The sequence below is a fragment of the Tunturiibacter empetritectus genome, assembly GCF_014201375.1.
In the GTDB taxonomy this organism is placed as follows: Bacteria; Acidobacteriota; Terriglobia; order Terriglobales; family Acidobacteriaceae; genus Edaphobacter; species Edaphobacter lichenicola_D.
Map to the genome: position 1 here is coordinate 891,828 of NZ_JACHDZ010000001.1, position 17,431 is coordinate 909,258.

The window sequence follows — 17,431 nt, forward strand, 5'->3', positions numbered from 1 at the left end:
GATAAACCCAGAATGCAGGGGATGGTGCTGTTAAGATAGCCGTGACTCGCAACAAAAACGGGCATAAGCTGCGGGTAAAGGCGGAGGCGTTTTGCTCTATTGGTTGCTGTACCAGAAGCTGTTCCCTTACTTTCGGCTGTTTCGCATATTCCGATATCTGACGTTTCGTACCGTGTTTGCGAGCCTTACGGCGCTGCTGATCGGACTTCTGATCGGCCCGTATGTGATCGAGAAGCTGCGCGAATTTCAGATCGGGCAGTATATCCGGGAAGAGGGACCGCAGTCGCACCAAAAGAAGAGTGGGACGCCGACGATGGGCGGGGTGCTGATCTGTATCTCGATTTTGGTGCCGACGCTGATGTGGTCGGATCTTTCGAATCCCTATGTGTGGCTGGTGATGCTATCTACGCTTGCGTTTGGGGCGATCGGATTTGCGGATGACTACATTAAGGTTGTGCATCGGCAAAACCAGGGGCTGACTGCTCGTGCGAAGTTGGGCTTGCAGTTCATTGCGAGTGGGCTGGTTGCGGCTGCGCTGGTGGTGATGGAGATTCGCGGCGGCTACTCGACACGGCTGATGGTGCCGTTTGCCAAGCGATTCAGGCCGGACCTGGTGTGGGAGTGGATGGGGCATATTCCGCATATGCACTGGCTGGTGTTTGTGCCGTTTGTGGTGTTTGTGATGATCGTGATTGCGGGCGCGAGTAATGCTGTGAATCTGACCGATGGGCTGGATGGGTTGGCGATCGGATGTACGATCATTGCGGCTGGAGCTTTGACGGTACTGACTTATGTCAGCGGGCACGTGGTGTTTTCGGACTATCTGGAACTGCAGCGGATGCCGATGGTGAGCGAACTCACGGTGTTTTGTGGGTCGATGGTGGGGGCGAGTATCGGGTTCCTTTGGTATAACGCTCATCCGGCAGAGATCTTTATGGGGGACGTTGGGAGCCTTGCGTTGGGAGGGGCGATCGGGACGGTGGCGGTTGTGATTAAGCAGGAGTTGTTGCTGCCGTTCATTGGCGGTGTCTTCATTCTTGAGGCGTTGAGCGTGATGCTGCAGGTGGGGAGTTATAAGCTTAGGAACGGAAAGCGCATCTTCAAGATGGCTCCACTGCACCATCACTTTGAGTTGATGGGATGGTCCGAGTCGAAGGTGATTGCGCGGTTTTGGATTCTGGCGCTGGTGTTTGCTTTGTTTGCGTTGACTACTTTGAAGCTGCGATGAAATTGAGGTAAAGATTGGAACTCTGGTTGCCATGGATCAAAATAGTCGGGTTGGCAGTTGTGGCCGTATCCTCGTATGCATAGCATTCCGCTTCAAGAGTTCTCAGTACCGAGGGTTAGTATTTCCGACCCGCTTTTTCGCTGGTATTGCGGCGCCACTAATCGGGCTATTTTCTCTCTTCCTGCTCACAGCGCAAGGGTGTGAGTCTCATGGGAAACTGATCGTTTTTCCCGACGGCAGGCACGCCGCCCGAATGATGGTCTATGGGAATGTACCCGGTGGCACTTCTATTTGGGTGATCACGAGAAGAACCTGGAGCCCATTGTGGGAAGAAGTTGCCAGTGGATTCTCAATTGGAACTCTTCTTGAACCGATTGAGCCAACGATCGTATGGACGGATAACTCGCATTTGAATTTAGACTTTCCTGTGGGTGATCCAAGCGACACGAGCTACAGTCACGTATGCCAGAACAAACAAGTCGGAGATATTCTGATTGTGTGCAAGACTCACATGAGAAAACAATGATGGATTTGAAGAATAAGAGGGTGTTGGTGGTGGGGTTGGGGAAGTCCGGCCTGTCGGCGGCGATGTTTCTGCGTGGGCAAGGGGCACGGGTGACGGTGAGCGATACGCGCAGTGCCGTGGCGCTGGCGCAGGAGATTCCTGCGTTGCTGGAGGCCGGGATCATGGTGGAGTCCGGAGGGCATGGGCTTCTGACGTTTCGGCGGCAGGATCTGATTGTGGTTTCGCCCGGTGTGCCGATGGATACGCCGGAGGTGAAGCAGGTCGTAGCGTTTGGGTTGACGGTGATTGGGGAGCTGGAACTGGCGAGTCGTTATTTGCAGGGGCAGGTGGTGGCGATCACTGGATCGAATGGGAAGACGACGACGACGACGTTGGTGGGGAAGATCTTCAGCGATGCTGGCTTGCCGACGCAGGTGGGGGGGAATATCGGTCTGCCGGTGATTGACCTGGTGGCGAAGAGTACGCTTGAGACGATGAATGTGCTGGAGGTGTCGAGCTTTCAGCTGGAGACGGTGGAGGAGTTTCATCCGCGGATCGCGGTGATCCTGAACATCACGCCCGATCATCTGGATCGGCATGGCAGCTTCGAGAAGTATGTGACGGCGAAGGAGCGGATCTTTGCGCGGCAGGACGCTGGGGACGCGCTGGTGCTGAATGGGGATGACCGCGTGACGCAGATGTGTGCGGCGCGGGCCAAGAGTGAGGTGTTCTGGTTCAGCGGGACGAAGGCTGTGCGGAAGGGCGCGTTTGTGCGGGATGGCGTGATTGTTTGGGTGGAGAAGGAAGGTGGAGTTACCGAGCCGATCATGCCGGTTTCTGAGGTGCATCTGAAGGGCGCGCACAATATCGAGAATGTGTTGGCTGCGGTCTGTGCGGCTCGGTTGGCGAAGGTTTCGGCGGAGAGAATTAGGGCTTCAGTGGCGAGCTTTACGGCGGTGGAGCATCGGTTGGAGCTGGTGCGGAAGCTGAATGGGGTTGAGTTCTATAACGACTCGAAGGCGACGAACGTGGATGCGACGATGAAGGCTGTGGCTTCGTTCAGCAAGGGCGTTCACCTGATTCTTGGAGGGAAAGATAAGGACTCGGACTATGGGTTAATGGCCGAGTTGCTGAAGGAGAGGGTGAAGGCTGTTTATACGATTGGTTCGGCTGCAGAAAAGATTGAGCGGCAGCTGCATGGAGTCGTGAAGATGGTGGCAGCGGGAACGATGCAGACTGCGGTGGCTGAGGCGGCGAAGGCTGCTGTGACTGGCGATGTGGTGCTGTTGTCGCCTGCGTGTTCGAGCTTCGACCAGTTTGAGAACTATGAGCATCGCGGCCGCGTGTTCCGGCAGTTGGTGAACGAACTAATTTAGTGAAGAAGTGGAAGTGATGGATGGCGAAGAGAGTTGGGGTGGACAAGTGGCTCTTCGGAGTGGTGCTGCTGCTGGTGCTGTTTGGGCTGGTGATGGTGTTTTCGGCGTCGGCTGTGATGGCGCAGTCGAGCCTGGGGTCTCCCTATCCTTATGTGATGAAGCAGGCGATCTGGGCGGTGCTGGGGCTGATCGCGCTAGTTGCGCTGATGCAGGTGGACTATCGGACTTATAACAATCCGAAGGTCGTGTTTCCTGCGGTTGCGGTGACGATGTTGATGCTGATCGGCGTGTTTGCGATGAAGGACTCGCATGCGACGCATCGCTGGGTTCGGTTTGGGAACCTGTTTACGTTTCAGCCTTCGGAGTTGGCGAAGCCTGTTCTGGTTTTGTTTCTTGCTTACTTTCTGCAGACTCGAATCCACCAGATGGATGACTGGAGGGGGACGATTCTGCGGGCGGTTGCGGTGCCGCTGGCGTTTACGGCTTTGATCTTGAAGGAGCCTGATCTGGGGACCGGCATGGTTTGCATGGCGGTAACGGCGTTGATGCTGTACCTGGCCGGGGCTAAGACGAAGTACTTTGCGGTGGGTGCGGCGTTTGCGGCTCCTGTTCTCTACTTCATGCTGTTTCATGTTGCGTTTCGACGGGCACGGATGCTGGCGTTTGTGAATCCTGAGGCCGATCCTCGCGGGACCGGGTTTCACATTCTTCAGTCGCTGATTGCGGTTGGGACGGGTGGGATCCGTGGTTTGGGGTTGATGGAAGGGCGGCAAAAGCTTTTCTACCTGCCCGAGGTGCAGACGGATTTTATCTTTGCGAATATCTGTGAAGAGTTGGGATTGATTGGTGCGCTGCTGGTGGTTGGGTTGTTTGTGGCGCTGGGGTATCGGGGGCTGCGGGCGGCGTTTCTTTCGACTGACCCGTTTGCACGGTTTCTTGCGTTTGGGCTCACGACGGCGATTCTGATCCAGGCCTTCTTCAACATGAGCGTGGTGCTGGCGCTGCTGCCGACGAAGGGAATTCCGCTGCCGTTCATCTCTTCGGGTGGAACTTCGATCTTTATTACGCTGGCCAGCATGGGTGTGCTGCTGAATATCACGCGCGAGATCGATTGAAAGTGAGTGCGAGTTGGATATTTGGGGATAGGACAATCCTTTGTTCTGCCGGACGGGCCCACTTCGCATGGGGCGGTCACTTCGTGACGGGTATACCTTTTTCTGGGTGGGATGAGCTGCGTCGGTCCTTCCTTCGGTCGGAACGAGAGACGGAGTATTCTGGGAGAGCGGCTTCGGTGAGACAGCAGTTGCGGGTTTTGATTGCCGGTGGAGGCACGGGGGGGCATGTGATTCCGGCGCTGGCAATTGCGCGGGAGCTGGGCGCTGCGCATGAGGCCGAGGTGCGGTTTGTGGGGACGGCGCGAGGGCTTGAGACTCGCCTGGTGCCGGAGGCCGGGTTTCCTCTGGAGCTGATTCGAGTGGGGCAGTTGAAGAATGTGAGTCTGGCGACGCGGGTGCGGACGCTAGCGGATCTTCCGCTTGGCGTTGTGCGATGCGTGAAGCTGGTTCGGAGCTTCAAACCGGATGTCGTGGTGGGGGTTGGCGGGTATGCATCGGGGCCTGCGATGATGGCGGCGGTTCTGTTGCGGGTTCCTACGCTGGCGTTTGAGCCGAATGCGGTGCCGGGGCTGGCGAACAGGCTGGTGGGGCGGGTTGTGTCGGCTGCCGCGGTGAACTTCGAGGAGACCCGGAGGTACTTTCGTGGTGCGCGGGTGACTGGGATTCCGGTGCGGCACGAGTTCTTTGAGATTGCAGATGTTGTTGCGAAGGATGGACCCGGTTCGGCTCGCCGGCTGCTTGTGTTTGGCGGGAGCCAGGGGGCGCGGGTCTTCAATGCGGTGATGCCGCAGATCGCAAAGCGGCTGTTGGAGTATGTGCCGGGGCTGAGGATTTTGCACCAGACTGGGAAGGGGCAGGCGGAGTCGACTGAGGATGCGTATGGGGCGAGCGGTGCGGACCCCACGCGCTGGGAGGTAGCGGCGTATCTCGACGATATGCCGAGGAGGTTCGCAGATGCGGATCTGATTCTCTGCCGCAGCGGCGCGAGTACGGTTGCGGAGCTGGCGGCGGCGGGAAGGCCGGCGGTGCTGGTGCCTTTTCCGGGGGCGGCGGACGACCACCAGATGAAGAATGCGGAGGCCTTTGCACGGGTTGGGGCGGCGGAGTTGCGCGTGCAGGATGCGGATGACCTGATGGGGGCGTTTTTGTTGAGCGACCTGTCGGGACTTTTGCTGGATGCCGGGAGACTGGCGGAGATGGGGCGGAGAGTTCGTAGGCTGGCCCACCCGGGTGCGGTGCGGGTGATTGGGCAGATGGTGGCAGAGTTGGCGGGGCGTTGATTCTTCCGTCTAAGCCAAGGAGGCTCATTCCACCGTCACGAAGTGACCGCCCGAACCGGGGTGGCCGAGGGCAGTGGGCCCGTCCGGCAGGACAGAAGCGCTTCGCCCAACGGTGGCTCCTTTCGTGGGTACACCCCCCCTCCTATTATTGACGCGTAACTCTTTTTGAATGATTGGTTTACACGGGGTGTGGTGTCGTAAAAAAGTCATTCTAAAAGGTTTGCTTGCAGAATCCTCTTTCCAAAGGGGTTACGGGCTTTAATGACAAAAGCCCCGGTTTTGGCCGGGGCTTCTTTGATCTCCTGTATCCAGTATAGCGGTTGGAGCAGAACTCATACGCCATGCGAATCTGCTGGATTGGCGCGGGTTTTGGTGATTTGGGGGCTTGACATGTTTTCAGAGGTTGGGCGAGGGAAACGGACAACGGCTAGGAATGGGTGGGTTGAAAGGGTCCGTCGGTCTGGGTTGGATAAAGTTCTTCGGGATCCTTCGCTGCGTTCAGGATGACAGCAAAAGCTTAAGGAAAAATGCATTTGCTGGCTCAAGCTGACAACAAAAAACAACGGAAACGGCAACGGCAAGCGCAACGGCAAATGCGAATGCGAATGCGGGGGTTTCTCCACTGCGCGGACCACGATGAAACTGTGGCCCGCTTCGGTCGAAATGACGAATCTTATTGGTGGGGTGACGAAAGAAAGGGCTGAGGAGTTTATCCTCAGCCCTATGAATTTTCAGTCCTTTTGATTTGCTGGCTTGGGTCTTAGCGATGACCTCCGCCACCACCACCACCGTGTGATCCGCCGCCGCCACCGCCTCCGCCATGGAAGCCTCCTCCACCGCCGCCGCTGTAGCTGCCTCCGCCGTGCGAACCGCCGCTGTAGCTGCCTCCGCCGTGCGAACCGCCGCCGTAGTTGCCTCCTCCGCCGGAGTATGAGGCGTGGGGGGCGGTGGCGTAGTTAGAGTGGCTCTGGGCGGTTGGCTGCGAGTAGCTGCGAGAGGCTCCGCCGTAAGCGTTGTTGCCGGCATAGGCGCGACCTGCGTTGTAGTTCGCAGCGTCACCGCTGTAGGCGCGGTTTGTGTTGTAGTTCGCGCCGGGACTGCTATAGGCGCGGCCTGTGTTGTAGTTCGCACCGGTACCGCTGTAGGCGCGGCCAGCGTTCGCGTTGTAGTTGCCGCCGCTGTAGCCGCGGCTTGCGATGGCGTTGGAGTTGCCGCCGTTGTAGGCGCGGGCGGTTCCGTTGTAGGCGGTTGCTCCACCGTAGCCGGTGTGGATGTTGTGGTCGCCGAAGCCTGCCGGGTTGCCGCGGCCGACGTTGGACTGGGCGAAGCTGCGGCCGTTGATGTTGGAGCCGCGAGCGCCGGAGAAGTTGTTGCCGTGATAAGCGATGCTGTTGACGTGGGTGAAGCTGGCTCCGCCGGGGCGGCCGGAGTAGCCGTTATAGGCGCGGTTGTAGAAGTTGCCACCGTGCCATCCACGACCGATGTTGCAGTAGGCGCGGTTGTAGTAGAAGCGTCCGCCGCCCCAGTATCCGCCGTAGAAGCCGATGCCGAAGTATCCGAAGCCGTAGTTGATGCCGCCGTAGTAGCCGACGTAGGGACCCCAGTATCCGGCGTTCCAGAAGTAGCCATCGTTGTAACCCCAGTAGCCGGGGGTCCAGAGGGCTCCGGAGTAGGGGGCGAGCACCCATGCGCCCTGAACCCACTGATACCCATCAGCGGTCCAGGCCCAGTAGCCGGGGGTCCATATATAGCCGTCGCCGGGGGCTGGGGGCTGTTCGTAATCGGGGATTGCGGGTGGGGCCTGCTCTATGCCCTGGGGCTGGCCGGGCTGAGGTGCTCCATACTGCTGGGGCGCGCCCTGGTTGGGGTCGCCGTACTGCTGGTCGTATTGCTGCGGAGGGCCCTGTTGCGGAGCGCCATACTGCTGAGAATCGCCGTACTGCTGCGGGGCGGTGTTGTCCTGCTGAGCGGCGTATTGGGGGTCCTGTTGAGCCTGAAGGGCTGCGGGAGCGCCGTACTGGTCCGATGGATTGTACGGCTGAATTTGAACCTGGCCCAGAAGAGGCATGGCCAGCGTGAAGCCGGCGAGGGTTGCGACACCGATGGAGTTTCTGAAGAGGCGGGTGAACGTCATAGCGCTACCTTCCTGCTCAGCCTTCGTTTTATCCGGTGTTGCGTCGTGCGGCGGACTTCGCGGAGAGCAAGGACGAGTTCCAGCCCGGCTGCAAGTGCCCGGGTCAAGGCTCAGTTGATTAGACACGAATTTATATCGTTTGTTGCGAAATATTGACAGAGCAGGGTCGTTGCGTGTGGTTGAAAAGGTTGTAGGGATTTGATCGGTTTATTGGTGATTTGTGATTGTTTGAGCCTGGCGGGGGGTCGAAAAGACTTGTCCTGCCGCTGCGCGTGCTTCTGTCCTGCCGGACTGGCCCACTTCGCGTGGGGCGGTCACTTCGTGACTTGTATACCTTTTCTGGGTGGGATCGAGTGGCGTAGGTCCCCTCCCGTTGGTCGGGTGGAGCGATCTCCCTTTGCTTCCTGTCGCTGATAGAGTGAAGGATTAGCTCGTTCTGAAAGTAGAGATCGGTCAGTATGTTTGTGCCTGGGCATTTTTTGTTTGCGCCATCGCAGCGGATTCACTTTATCGGGATCGGCGGGATCGGGATGAGCGGGATCGCGGAGATTCTGCTGACGATGGGGTACTCGGTCTCGGGGAGCGACCTGCGGCGAAGTGCGGTGACGGATCGGCTGCTGGGGATGGGGGCGCGGATCTTCGAAGGGCATGTTGCCTGTAATGCTGCGGCTAGCGATGTGGTGGTGACCAGCTCGGCGGTGGCTAAGGATAATCCGGAGGTGGTGGAGGCGAGGGAGCGGAAGATTCCGGTGATTCAGCGGGCGGAGATGCTGGCGGAGTTGATGCGGCTGAAGTACGGGATTGCTGTGGCTGGGATGCATGGGAAGACTACGACGACCTCGATGGTGGCGGCGGTGCTGGCAGGAGGTGGGCTGGATCCTACGGTGGTGGTGGGGGGGCGAGTGAATGCGCTGGGATCGAATGCTCGGCTGGGCAACTCGCAGTATTTGGTGGCGGAGGCGGATGAGAGCGACCGTAGTTTTCTGAAGCTGTCGCCGGTGCTGGCGGTGGTGACGAATCTGGATCGCGAACATATGGATTGCTATCGCGATATGGAGGATGTTGAGAGCGCGTTTGTAGAGTTTATGGATAAGCTGCCGTTTTATGGGGCGACTACGGCTTGCGTGGATAATGCGCTGCTGCGGACGGTGCTGACGCGGGTGAGGCGGAGGGTTTATACGTATGGCGAGAGTGTGGATGCGGACTTTCGCGTGGAGATGTTGCCGAAGGATGCGGAGTGTCACTCGACGTTTGCGGTGAACTACAAGGGGCTGGTGCTGGGGAAGTTTCGGCTGCATGTTCCGGGACGGCATAATGTGCTGAATGCTACGGCTGCGGTGGCGGTGGGGGTGCAGCTGGGAGTGGCTCCCGACCAGATTGCGGCGGGGCTGGAGACGTTTCGTGGAGTCGATCGGCGGTTTCAGATCAAGGGTGAAGTGCGGGGTGTGACGGTGGTGGATGACTATGGACATCATCCGACGGAGATTCTGGCTACGTTGCGGGCGGCTCGGGATTGTGGGTACTCGCGGGTGCATGTTTTGTTCCAGCCACATCGGTTTACGCGGACGCGGGATTTGATGGCGGAGTTTGCGGGGGCTTTCAAGGATGCGGATACGGTTGAGGTGCTGGACATCTATGCGGCGAGTGAGGCTCCGATTGCGGGGGTCGATGCGCAGGCGCTGGTGAAGGCGATTCGGGCTGCGGGGGGAGATGGGGTGGACTATGCGGCTTCATTTGCGGAGGGTGTGGCGGCCCTGGTGCGGGAGGCGAAGGCGGGGGATGTGATTTTGACGCTGGGGGCGGGGAGTGTATCGCAGGCAGGGGCGGCGTTGCTGGAAGCTTTATCTGTAAATGGGGCGACGAACGGGTGAGTTCCTGAAAGGGTACATGCTGAAGATGTGTGGGAATGGCGGGCGCTGTGCGGGTTATGCTCAGGATGGCGATTCTCGCGGCCTTGCTCAGGCGTGCGACAAAGCGATGCGTTTTCGAGGGGTGGAACAACGGTGCTAGAGGCGCCTGAAAAGAACTATGTCTCGGAGTCTCGAGGTTCGCGGGGGCCGCGGCGGGTGTCGGCTTCGCCGGAGCGGAGGCTGCGTCGGGATATGAGCGAGGACTTTGCGGATGATCCTGGCTTGGATCCGCACTGGGACGATGACGCTCCGGTGGGAAGACGAAAGGCGGGACTGCGGGTGCGATTTCGCGGGATGCCTTCGACGAAGTGGGGAAGGATCGTTGCAGGATGTGGGGCGGTGGTTCTGCTTGGGGTTTGCGCTGGGTTGTTTGCGATGGGGAGAAGTTTTTTGTTGCACGATGAGCGGTTTGTGATTCCTTCGTCTTCGTCGATTGAGTTTCAGGGCGATGCCCATGTGACGCGGGCGCAGCTGCTGAGCATCTTTGGCGAGGATGTGGAGCGGAATATCTTTACGGTGTCGCTGGTGCAGAGGCGCGCGGAGCTGGAGAGGCTGCCGTGGGTGGCGCATGCGACGGTGATGCGGCTGCTGCCGAACCGGATGCGCGTGTCGATTGTGGAGAGGACGCCGGTGGCGTTTGTGCGGCCGGGAAGCCATATTGGATTGGTGGATGGGAACGGCGTGCTGCTGGATATGCCAGTGGAGGCGAGGCCGGATGGGAAGTATTCGTTTCCGGTGGTGACGGGGATCTCGGCGGAGGATCCGCTGTCGACGCGTGCGGCGCGGATGAAGATCTATGAGCGGTTTACGTCGGAGCTGGATGGGTCTGGGCAGAAGATCTCGGAGGGGCTGAGCGAGGTGGATCTGTCGAATCCTGAAGACGTGAAGGCTTCGATTCCGGATAAGTCGAGTGAGGTGCTGGTTCACTTTGGCGATACGGACTTCCTGGATCGCTATAGAAGGTTTGAAGAGCATCTGCCGGAGTGGCGGACGGTTTATCCGAAGCTCTCGTCGGTGGATATGCGGTATGAGCGGCAGGTGGTGCTGGAGATGCAGCCAGGAGCTGGTGTGCCGGTGAGTGCATCGTCGAACGGCGCGGCGGTGATGGCGGCTGATGCGAAGACGCCTGCAGCTACGGTTCCGGATACTGGCGTGAAGGCGATCGAGCCGGTGGTGAAGCATGTTGTGAAGGCACCCGCAAAGGCTGCGCCAGCGACACACGTTGCGGCAGTGAAGCACGCTGCTGTGGTGAAGGGAAAGCCTTCTGCGAGGGCGATGGCAAATAGTGCGGCGAAGAGTCACTCGCCGGTAAAGGCGAAGAAGGTCGATCCAAAGGCGAAGAAACATGTTGTCGTTGCGAAGCCCCATCCGGTGGTTGCGAAGCCGTCGGCTGGTTCGACGCAGTATCATCCGGCACAGGCGGTTCAACCATGAATCAGAAGCAGGACAATCTGATCACCGTGCTCGATGCGGGAAGCACGAAGAGCTGCGTGCTGGTGGCCGAACTGCAGGATGGCGTGCTGCGATATCGCGGGCATGGCGTGGAGCCGTCGCGAGGAATGCGCAAGGGTTTGATCGCGGAGCTGGGGCCGGCGGCGGAGGCGATCAATCGTGCGGCGCTGACGGCGGAGCGTGTGGCAAAGGCTGGGATTGAGACGGCGATTGTGGGCATTGGCGGGACGCATGTGCGCGGGGTGAACTCGCGCGGCGGCATCAGCATGGGTAGCCGCATGCGGGAGATTACGCGCGAAGAGGTGCGGGCTGCGGTGGATCGTGCGCGTTCGGTTGCGCTGCCTCCGGATCGCGAGGTGCTGCATCTGTTGCCGCAGGAGTTCATTCTGGATGATCAGCCGGGGATTCACGATCCGGTAGGGATGGTGGGGAACAGGCTTGAGGTGAATCTGCATCTGTCGACCTGCTCGGGCGGTGTGGCGCAGAGCGTGATTACGTGCGCGAACCGCGCGGGGCTCGAGGTGATGGATACGGTATATGAGGGGATCGCGGCGGCTGAGGCGGTGTTGAGCGCCGATGAGCGGGAGCTGGGCGTCTGCATGGCTGATATCGGGTCGAGCACGACGGAACTGGCTGTTTTTTTTGAGGGCTCGATTGCGCATACTGCAGTGCTGCCGATTGGTGGAGATCACTTTACGAATGATCTGGCGGTTGGGCTGCATGTGACGGTTGAGGAGGCAGAGTATCTGAAGAAGATGTATGGGCACTGCGTGGTGACGGCGGTGCCGCAGTTGAATGAGATTGAGGTTGGCGGTAACCTTGCGGTCGGGGCGCTGGGTGGGGGCGGGCAGTCGGCGCGGATGGTGAGGCAGAGATTTTTGGCAGAGATTCTGGAGCCGCGTGCGCGAGAGTTGTTTACTATGCTTCGGGATAATCTGCGGCAGGGTGGAGTGCTGGAGGCGCTGGGCGCGGGCTGCGTGGTGACTGGCGGTGGCGCGAACATGGCTGGGCTGCTGGACAATGCGGAGAGCCTGTTGCGGGTGCCGGCGCGGATCGGATACCCCGTACCGCTGTCGCGGATGCCGGCGGAGCTGGCTGTGCCGGAGTATGCTGCGGCGATTGGGATGCTGTTGTATACGCACAGGACGCAGGTTCGGCGGGCGAGCGAAGAGCAGGGGCTGAAGGCGAAGTTGAAGGCGATCTTTGCGGGAAGTTTCTAGATTTGCTTTTTTCTTTCGAGAAGCACTAAGACTTCTTGTATGCACTATTCAGCCTACTGTGATAGTTGTACCCCAGGTCGCGCGTGCAAATATGTGCACCTCCTTATCGAAATCACTTCCTAATATTTTGCTCTGATTCGAAGCAGGTTGGTCGCTAAGATATAGTTCGACCGCGTTCGATCGCGGGTTCTCGGGCCTGTTTTCACAAACGACTTCAGGTTTATTGGCGGCGAACATGACGCTCGATACGGTGCAGGTTGGCAGTGACGGACTGGGGGTGAAAGCGACTAACGCTAACCTGATGTGGCGGTATTTGTCGCTTCATCTTTTTGTGGGCGCTGCTGTGATGTTGGCCGGGGCGATCGAAGGTAGATATGGGAGATTGGAGTTGTCCGGGGACGATATCTCCTACCTCGATGTTGCCAATATGATTCGAGACGGCGATTGGCGGACTGCGCTCAATCCGCTGTGGAGCATCGGATATCCTCTGCTGCTGTCGGTTGTGAGGCGATTGTTTTCTTCCACTCCGCATGGGGAGATGGCGGCGGTCTTCTGGCTGAACCTGGCGATTTATTTCGTCGCGTGGATGGGGTTTCTTTGGCTTCTCGAGTTGATGTCGCGTGCTGTGCAGAGAGATCTTTCGAGCGGCGGGGATGCTCGGATGTCGCCGTTTCTGCTGATTGGTGCGGCTTGCCTGTTTGTTACGGTGCAGACGGGAGTGGGGCGGGTGTCTACGATCGGCCCGGATCTGCTGGTGGCGTGCCTCTTTTTTTTCGCTTCAGGATTGGCGTTGAAGGTGTACTCGCGCCCAACGGCGGGCAACACTGCGTTGTGGGGAGTCGTGCTGGGCCTGGGGTTCCTAAGTAAGGCGATCTTCCTGACTGTCTCGGGAATATTCTTTCTGGTCGTGATTGGTTTTATGGGATGGCGTCGAAGCGTTGCTCCGCTTCTTCGTACCGTGGGAGTGTTTTTGCTCTTTGTCGTTCCTTATGGGGTGGGCCTATCGTGGGCGCTTGGACGGCCGACGCTGGGTGAGGCGGGAACGTTGAACTACGCGTTTCACGTGAATCATTTGAAGCATTGGATGGGTTGGCAGGGAGGTCCGAAGGAGTTTGGATCGCCGATTCATCCGGTGCAGTTGTTGAGTGCACATCCTCCGGTGTTCGCCTTTGGAGAGCCGTTTTACGTGACCTATCCGCCGCAGTTCAACATCGTCTATTGGTATGAAGGATATCGTCAGTTTTTTGATTTAAAAAACTCCGCTCGAGCGTTGGTTGGAAACTCGCACGGCTTGAAGTATGTGTTTCAGGAGATTATTCCGGTCGCCCTTGTCGTTGCTCTCTGCTTCTGTGTTGCCTTCTGGCCTCGGGCCGGTGATCGTGTTGGAGCAGGGCGGTCTTTGAATCCGTGGCTCTTGTATCTCCCTTCGCTGCTGGGGATCTTCACTTTTCTGTTGGTTCATGTTGAAGGGCGGTATGTGGCCGGATTTCTATGCGTGTTGGGGATGGCGCCGCTTCTTAGGTTAGACAATTGGCGCGGGGGGCTTCGGTCTGGAGTGCGTGCGGCTGCGCTCCTCCTGTTATTGTTGGCTACCGTTTTCAATTCGACGGAGCGGCTGCGAGGCGCTGTTCGATTGGCCGCTGCAGGTACTGATATGCAGAGTGGCGGCCAGTGGGCTGTCGCTGAGTACCTGCGGGGGGTGGGTTTGAAGGCGGGAGATAGAGTGGCCTCGGTTTCACCGGGAAATGACATACGTTGTACGTGGGCATATGCTGCAGGGCTGCATGTGGTGGCGGCCATTGGGAACGATGCGTACGATCCGCGGAACCAGATGGAGGATCTGCATCTGTTCTTCGATAGTCCCTCTATTCAGGTAGAGATTTTGGAATTGTTCCGAAAGCAGGGCGCTGTTGCTGTGGTTGCGACGGAGATTCCGTTTGAGGTTTCGTCGCCGGGGTGGCAGCGGGCGCCTGGAAGCAAGGCTTGGGTGCTGCTTCTGGGACCTTCGAGTTCAGTCGGTAAGTAGATCGGTAAGGCGATCACGGACGATTCGCCGGACTGCTTTTGGCAATTTGCCTGATGGTGTAGAGACTGAAAACGCAGATTTCCTTAGGGAATGGCAAACAAAAGGCCAAAGCGACTCTCCACCAACTGCGGCGTTGTTCTATGAGGTTTTAATTTTTTTTCTGTATTTCCTCTTTACAGATTTTGTATTTAACGATATGGTTATTTAACTTAGTTGTTAAATAATATGACAGATCAAATGAGCTCGACGTTTGCTGCATTGGCTGATCCGACCCGGCGGGCGATTCTTGCTCGGCTGGCGTTGGGAGAGACCTCGGTTACGGAGATTGCGGCTCCGTTCGAGATGAGCATGCCGGCGATCTCGCGGCACCTGAAGGTGCTGGAGAAGGCTGGGTTGATCTCGCGCGGACGGGAGGCGCAGTGGCGGCCCTGCAAGCTTAAGGCGGAGCCTTTGAAGCAGGCGTCGGACTGGCTGGAGGAGTACCGCAACTTCTGGGAGCAGAGTTTCGATCGATTGGACGAGTATCTGAAGACCCTACAGAAAAAGGAGAAGCGAGATGCCGGAAAGAATGGGAGTGGCAGAAAAAAGCGCTGAACGGGGACTGGAAGACGCCTCGGAGCGGGAGATTGTGTTGTCGCGTGTGTTCGACGCACCGCGGAAGATGGTGTGGGAGGCCTGGACCGATCCGAAACAGGTTGCGCTGTGGTGGGGGCCGAAGGGCTTTACGACCACGATCGAAGAGATGGATGTGCGGCCGGGCGGCGTGTGGAAGCTGGTGATGCATGGTCCTGATGGGATGGAGTATCTGAACAAATATGTGTTCCTCGACGTAGTGCCGTATGAGCGGCTGGCGTACACGCTGCGCGGCGGCAGAGCGGGCTCGCGAGAGGTGCAGTTTGAAAAAACGGCGATCTTTGAAGACGACGCGGGAGGAACGCGGGTGACGATGCGTCTAACCTTTGCCTCGGCTGAGGCTCGGGATCAGAATGTGCGTGACTACGGCTCGATCGAGGGTGCCAAGCAGGCCTTCGAAAGGCTGGCGGAGTATCTGGCGGGCCGTTTTTCCGGCAAGATGGCGACGGTATAGACATTGGGGCTTGAAGACACAGGGCTTGGAAGATACAGGAGGAGTTCGAATGAGCACAGCGACGGTATCTCAAACGGTTAGAGCTCAACAGGAGCTGCAGATTACGCGGATCTTCGATGCGCCACGCGAGCTGGTGTGGAAGGCATGGACTAATCCGGATCAGATGAGACTGTGGTTTGGGCCGCGGGATTTTGTGGCTCGCAACCTGACGGCGGAGGCGCGGCCGGGCGGGAGGTGGCGTAACTGTCTGCATAGCGATGGTTTCACCGATACCGCGGGCGACTGGAGGACGGCAGATCTATGGCAGGGCGGCGAGTACCTGGAACTGGTTGAGCCGGAGAGGTTGGTCTTCACGTTTCACTGGGAGGAGGGCACGGGTCTTCCGGAGCACGACACCGTGATTACGATCACGTTTGAGGAAAATAAAGGGAAGACGACGATGAACTTCCACCAGACTTTCTTCGTAACTGAAGAAGATCGCGATGGGCATATGAAGGGCTGGAATAGCAGCTTCGATAAGCTCAATGATCTTTTGCGCGAGGTGAGTTATGGCCGTTGAAGGAGGCGTTATGGAAGCGGGGCTGCTTGAGGTTTGTCTGACGCGGAGAGTGGCAGCCCCGCCGGAGCTGGTGTTTGCGGCGTGGATCGATCGGGAGCAACTGGCGAAGTGGTGGGGGCCGAAGTGCTTCACCAACCGGGTGTACCAGGTGGATGCACGGGTCGGCGGCGCGATATTGATCGATATGCGATCGCCGGAGGGCGTGGTGTATCCGATGTCGGGGCGGTTTGTGACGATCGATCGGCCGCACCGGCTGGTGTTTGTGACGGCGGCGATCGATGAGCATGGCAAGCCGATGTTCGAGGTGAAGAACACGGTGACCTTCACTGCAGCGCGCGGCGGAACGGAGATCTCGCTGGTCGCTCAGGTGATCAAGACGACGTCTGCTGCTGCGCCGAAGCATCTTGCGGGAATGTCGGAGGGGTGGTGCCAGAGCCTGGATCGGCTGTCGGAGCTGGTGGTACAGGCTTAGCTGGGTTTGGTGCGTGTGACGAGCTTCAGACTTCTATTGGAACGAGTGTGTTGTTAGGCGCGTTCGAAGGGAGTGCTGGCTTTGTTTGTGGTTTGGGTTTTTTTGTTCAGGATTTGTGGTTCAGGCTGCGAGGGCGGCCTCCAGGGTTGGGTCGATGGGGAGGATGGCGTCTGTGCAGGTTATCTTGAGGACGTCGAGGACGCGTTCGGTGGGGGCGACGAGGCGGAGTTCGCCGTTGTTGGTCTTCATCTTGCCGTAGAGGATCATGAGGAAACCGAGGCCGGCGCTGTCGAGGAACTCGACGCCGGAGAGCTCGAGGATGAGTTTGCGGATGCCTTTGTCGGCGGCGGCTGTGATCCTGGATTCGACCTCGCGCAGGCGCAGGCCGAGGGTCATGCGTCCGGTGAGGCGGAAGATGGCGGTCTTGGTGTCGGTGCGCTCCAGCTCGGCTTCGAGGATCATGTAGTGGGTGTCTCCTAAGTGCTTGCAAGCATACCGCAGGTTCGATTGCAGGCTTTTGCGCAGGGCTTTCGTTTCGTGAATCTGTCGGGCGCTTTTCCGATGCAGAGGCTATTTTCGTTAGCCGTTGCTTCGTGGTCTTAGAAGGAGAGAGTGTGGGTTGCGCCGGGGTCTTCGATGGCAGTGAAGCCCATTCTTTCGTAGAGGCGTGCAGCGCTGGCGTTTTCGGCGCGGAGGCGTACGCGGCGAAAGCTCTTTCGGGCTTCTTCGACGAGGGTTGAGACGAGGGCTCGTCCTACTCCCTGGTTGCGCCATGCGGAGCGGACGTAGACACGACGGATACGGCCAGTGTGTGGTTCGGCGGTGAAGGGGTCGATTGTGAGTCCGCCGACTGCGACGAGCTGGCCGTGGTCGAGGTGGCCGCAGAGGACTTCGCCTGGAGCCTGGAAGCGATTGGCTCCGCTGGCCCACTCGTCGACGAGAGTGTCGATGAAGTCGTAGCCGTCTTTTTTTGCTTCGGTGTGTAGCTCTTCCAGGCCTGCTATGGGCAACTCGATTTTTTGAATCAGGACCATTGGTTGATTTGTAGGAGTGAGGATTGATGATGA

Annotated in this window: 16 protein-coding genes; 12 read left to right on the forward strand and 4 right to left on the reverse strand. The window is 58.6% G+C overall.

Translation table 11 applies throughout. The features are described 5' to 3' along the window. Positions 1–91 precede the first annotated feature (91 nt). From mraY to murG, 4 genes are all read left to right on the forward strand, one after another. A complete protein-coding gene (gene mraY / locus HDF10_RS03890) occupies positions 92–1,228 on the forward strand; it encodes a phospho-N-acetylmuramoyl-pentapeptide-transferase (RefSeq protein ID WP_179639126.1) in 1,137 nt (378 codons plus the stop codon). 525 nt (positions 1,229–1,753) lie between these two features. Next, a complete protein-coding gene (murD, locus tag HDF10_RS03895) occupies positions 1,754–3,109 on the forward strand; it encodes a UDP-N-acetylmuramoyl-L-alanine--D-glutamate ligase (protein WP_183811563.1) in 1,356 nt (451 codons plus the stop codon). A gap of 20 nt (positions 3,110–3,129) precedes the next feature. Then, positions 3,130–4,224, forward strand: coding sequence for a putative lipid II flippase FtsW (gene ftsW / locus HDF10_RS03900; protein WP_179581995.1), 1,095 nt, complete (start codon positions 3,130–3,132; stop codon positions 4,222–4,224). A gap of 176 nt (positions 4,225–4,400) precedes the next feature. Further along, entirely contained in the window at positions 4,401–5,504 is a 1,104-nt protein-coding gene (murG, locus tag HDF10_RS03905; protein WP_311732656.1) for an undecaprenyldiphospho-muramoylpentapeptide beta-N-acetylglucosaminyltransferase, read from the forward strand. 498 nt (positions 5,505–6,002) lie between these two features. Here the strand turns inward: murG and HDF10_RS20545 are convergent, their stop codons facing one another. Continuing rightward, entirely contained in the window at positions 6,003–6,326 is a 324-nt protein-coding gene (locus HDF10_RS20545) for a hypothetical protein (protein ID WP_221271391.1), read from the reverse strand. Next, on the reverse strand, positions 6,265–7,638 hold the full coding sequence (locus HDF10_RS21175; protein ID WP_311732657.1) for a YXWGXW repeat-containing protein: 1,374 nt from the start codon (positions 7,636–7,638) through the stop codon (positions 6,265–6,267). Before HDF10_RS21175 ends, HDF10_RS20545 begins: the two co-directional genes overlap by 62 nt. A gap of 458 nt (positions 7,639–8,096) precedes the next feature. On the opposite strand from HDF10_RS21175, the gene murC reads away from it, so the two are divergent. From murC to HDF10_RS03955, 8 genes are all read left to right on the forward strand, one after another. Then, positions 8,097–9,509, forward strand: coding sequence for a UDP-N-acetylmuramate--L-alanine ligase (murC, locus tag HDF10_RS03920; protein WP_183810626.1), 1,413 nt, complete (start codon positions 8,097–8,099; stop codon positions 9,507–9,509). Between the two features lie 132 nt (positions 9,510–9,641). Then, on the forward strand, positions 9,642–10,982 hold the full coding sequence (locus HDF10_RS03925; protein ID WP_311732658.1) for a cell division protein FtsQ/DivIB: 1,341 nt from the start codon (positions 9,642–9,644) through the stop codon (positions 10,980–10,982). Beyond that, positions 10,979–12,220 (forward strand): cell division protein FtsA, encoded by a 1,242-nt coding sequence (gene ftsA / locus HDF10_RS03930; protein ID WP_183810628.1) that lies wholly within the window; start codon positions 10,979–10,981, stop codon positions 12,218–12,220. Before HDF10_RS03925 ends, ftsA begins: the two co-directional genes overlap by 4 nt. A 235-nt stretch (positions 12,221–12,455) precedes the next feature. Beyond that, positions 12,456–14,246 carry a G protein-coupled receptor family protein gene (locus HDF10_RS03935; RefSeq protein WP_183810630.1) on the forward strand — a complete coding sequence of 597 codons (1,791 nt, stop codon included), beginning with the start codon at positions 12,456–12,458 and terminating at the stop codon, positions 14,244–14,246. 237 nt (positions 14,247–14,483) lie between these two features. Further along, positions 14,484–14,840, forward strand: coding sequence for an ArsR/SmtB family transcription factor (locus HDF10_RS03940; protein WP_260177594.1), 357 nt, complete (start codon positions 14,484–14,486; stop codon positions 14,838–14,840). Further along, positions 14,803–15,333 (forward strand): SRPBCC family protein, encoded by a 531-nt coding sequence (locus HDF10_RS03945; protein ID WP_260177595.1) that lies wholly within the window; start codon positions 14,803–14,805, stop codon positions 15,331–15,333. Before HDF10_RS03940 ends, HDF10_RS03945 begins: the two co-directional genes overlap by 38 nt. A gap of 49 nt (positions 15,334–15,382) precedes the next feature. Continuing rightward, positions 15,383–15,892 (forward strand): SRPBCC domain-containing protein, encoded by a 510-nt coding sequence (locus HDF10_RS03950; protein ID WP_183810640.1) that lies wholly within the window; start codon positions 15,383–15,385, stop codon positions 15,890–15,892. After that, on the forward strand, positions 15,882–16,364 hold the full coding sequence (locus HDF10_RS03955) for an SRPBCC family protein (protein WP_183810642.1): 483 nt from the start codon (positions 15,882–15,884) through the stop codon (positions 16,362–16,364). The genes HDF10_RS03950 and HDF10_RS03955 overlap by 11 nt, the downstream gene beginning before the upstream one ends. A 120-nt stretch (positions 16,365–16,484) precedes the next feature. Here HDF10_RS03955 and HDF10_RS03960 read toward each other — a convergent pair whose 3' ends face one another. Continuing rightward, positions 16,485–16,826 carry an STAS domain-containing protein gene (locus tag HDF10_RS03960; protein WP_183810644.1) on the reverse strand — a complete coding sequence of 114 codons (342 nt, stop codon included), beginning with the start codon at positions 16,824–16,826 and terminating at the stop codon, positions 16,485–16,487. A gap of 137 nt (positions 16,827–16,963) precedes the next feature. After that, positions 16,964–17,374, reverse strand: a complete 411-nt coding sequence (locus tag HDF10_RS03965) for a GNAT family N-acetyltransferase (RefSeq protein WP_221271392.1) — start codon at positions 17,372–17,374, stop codon at positions 16,964–16,966. Positions 17,375–17,431: the final 57 nt, after the last annotated feature.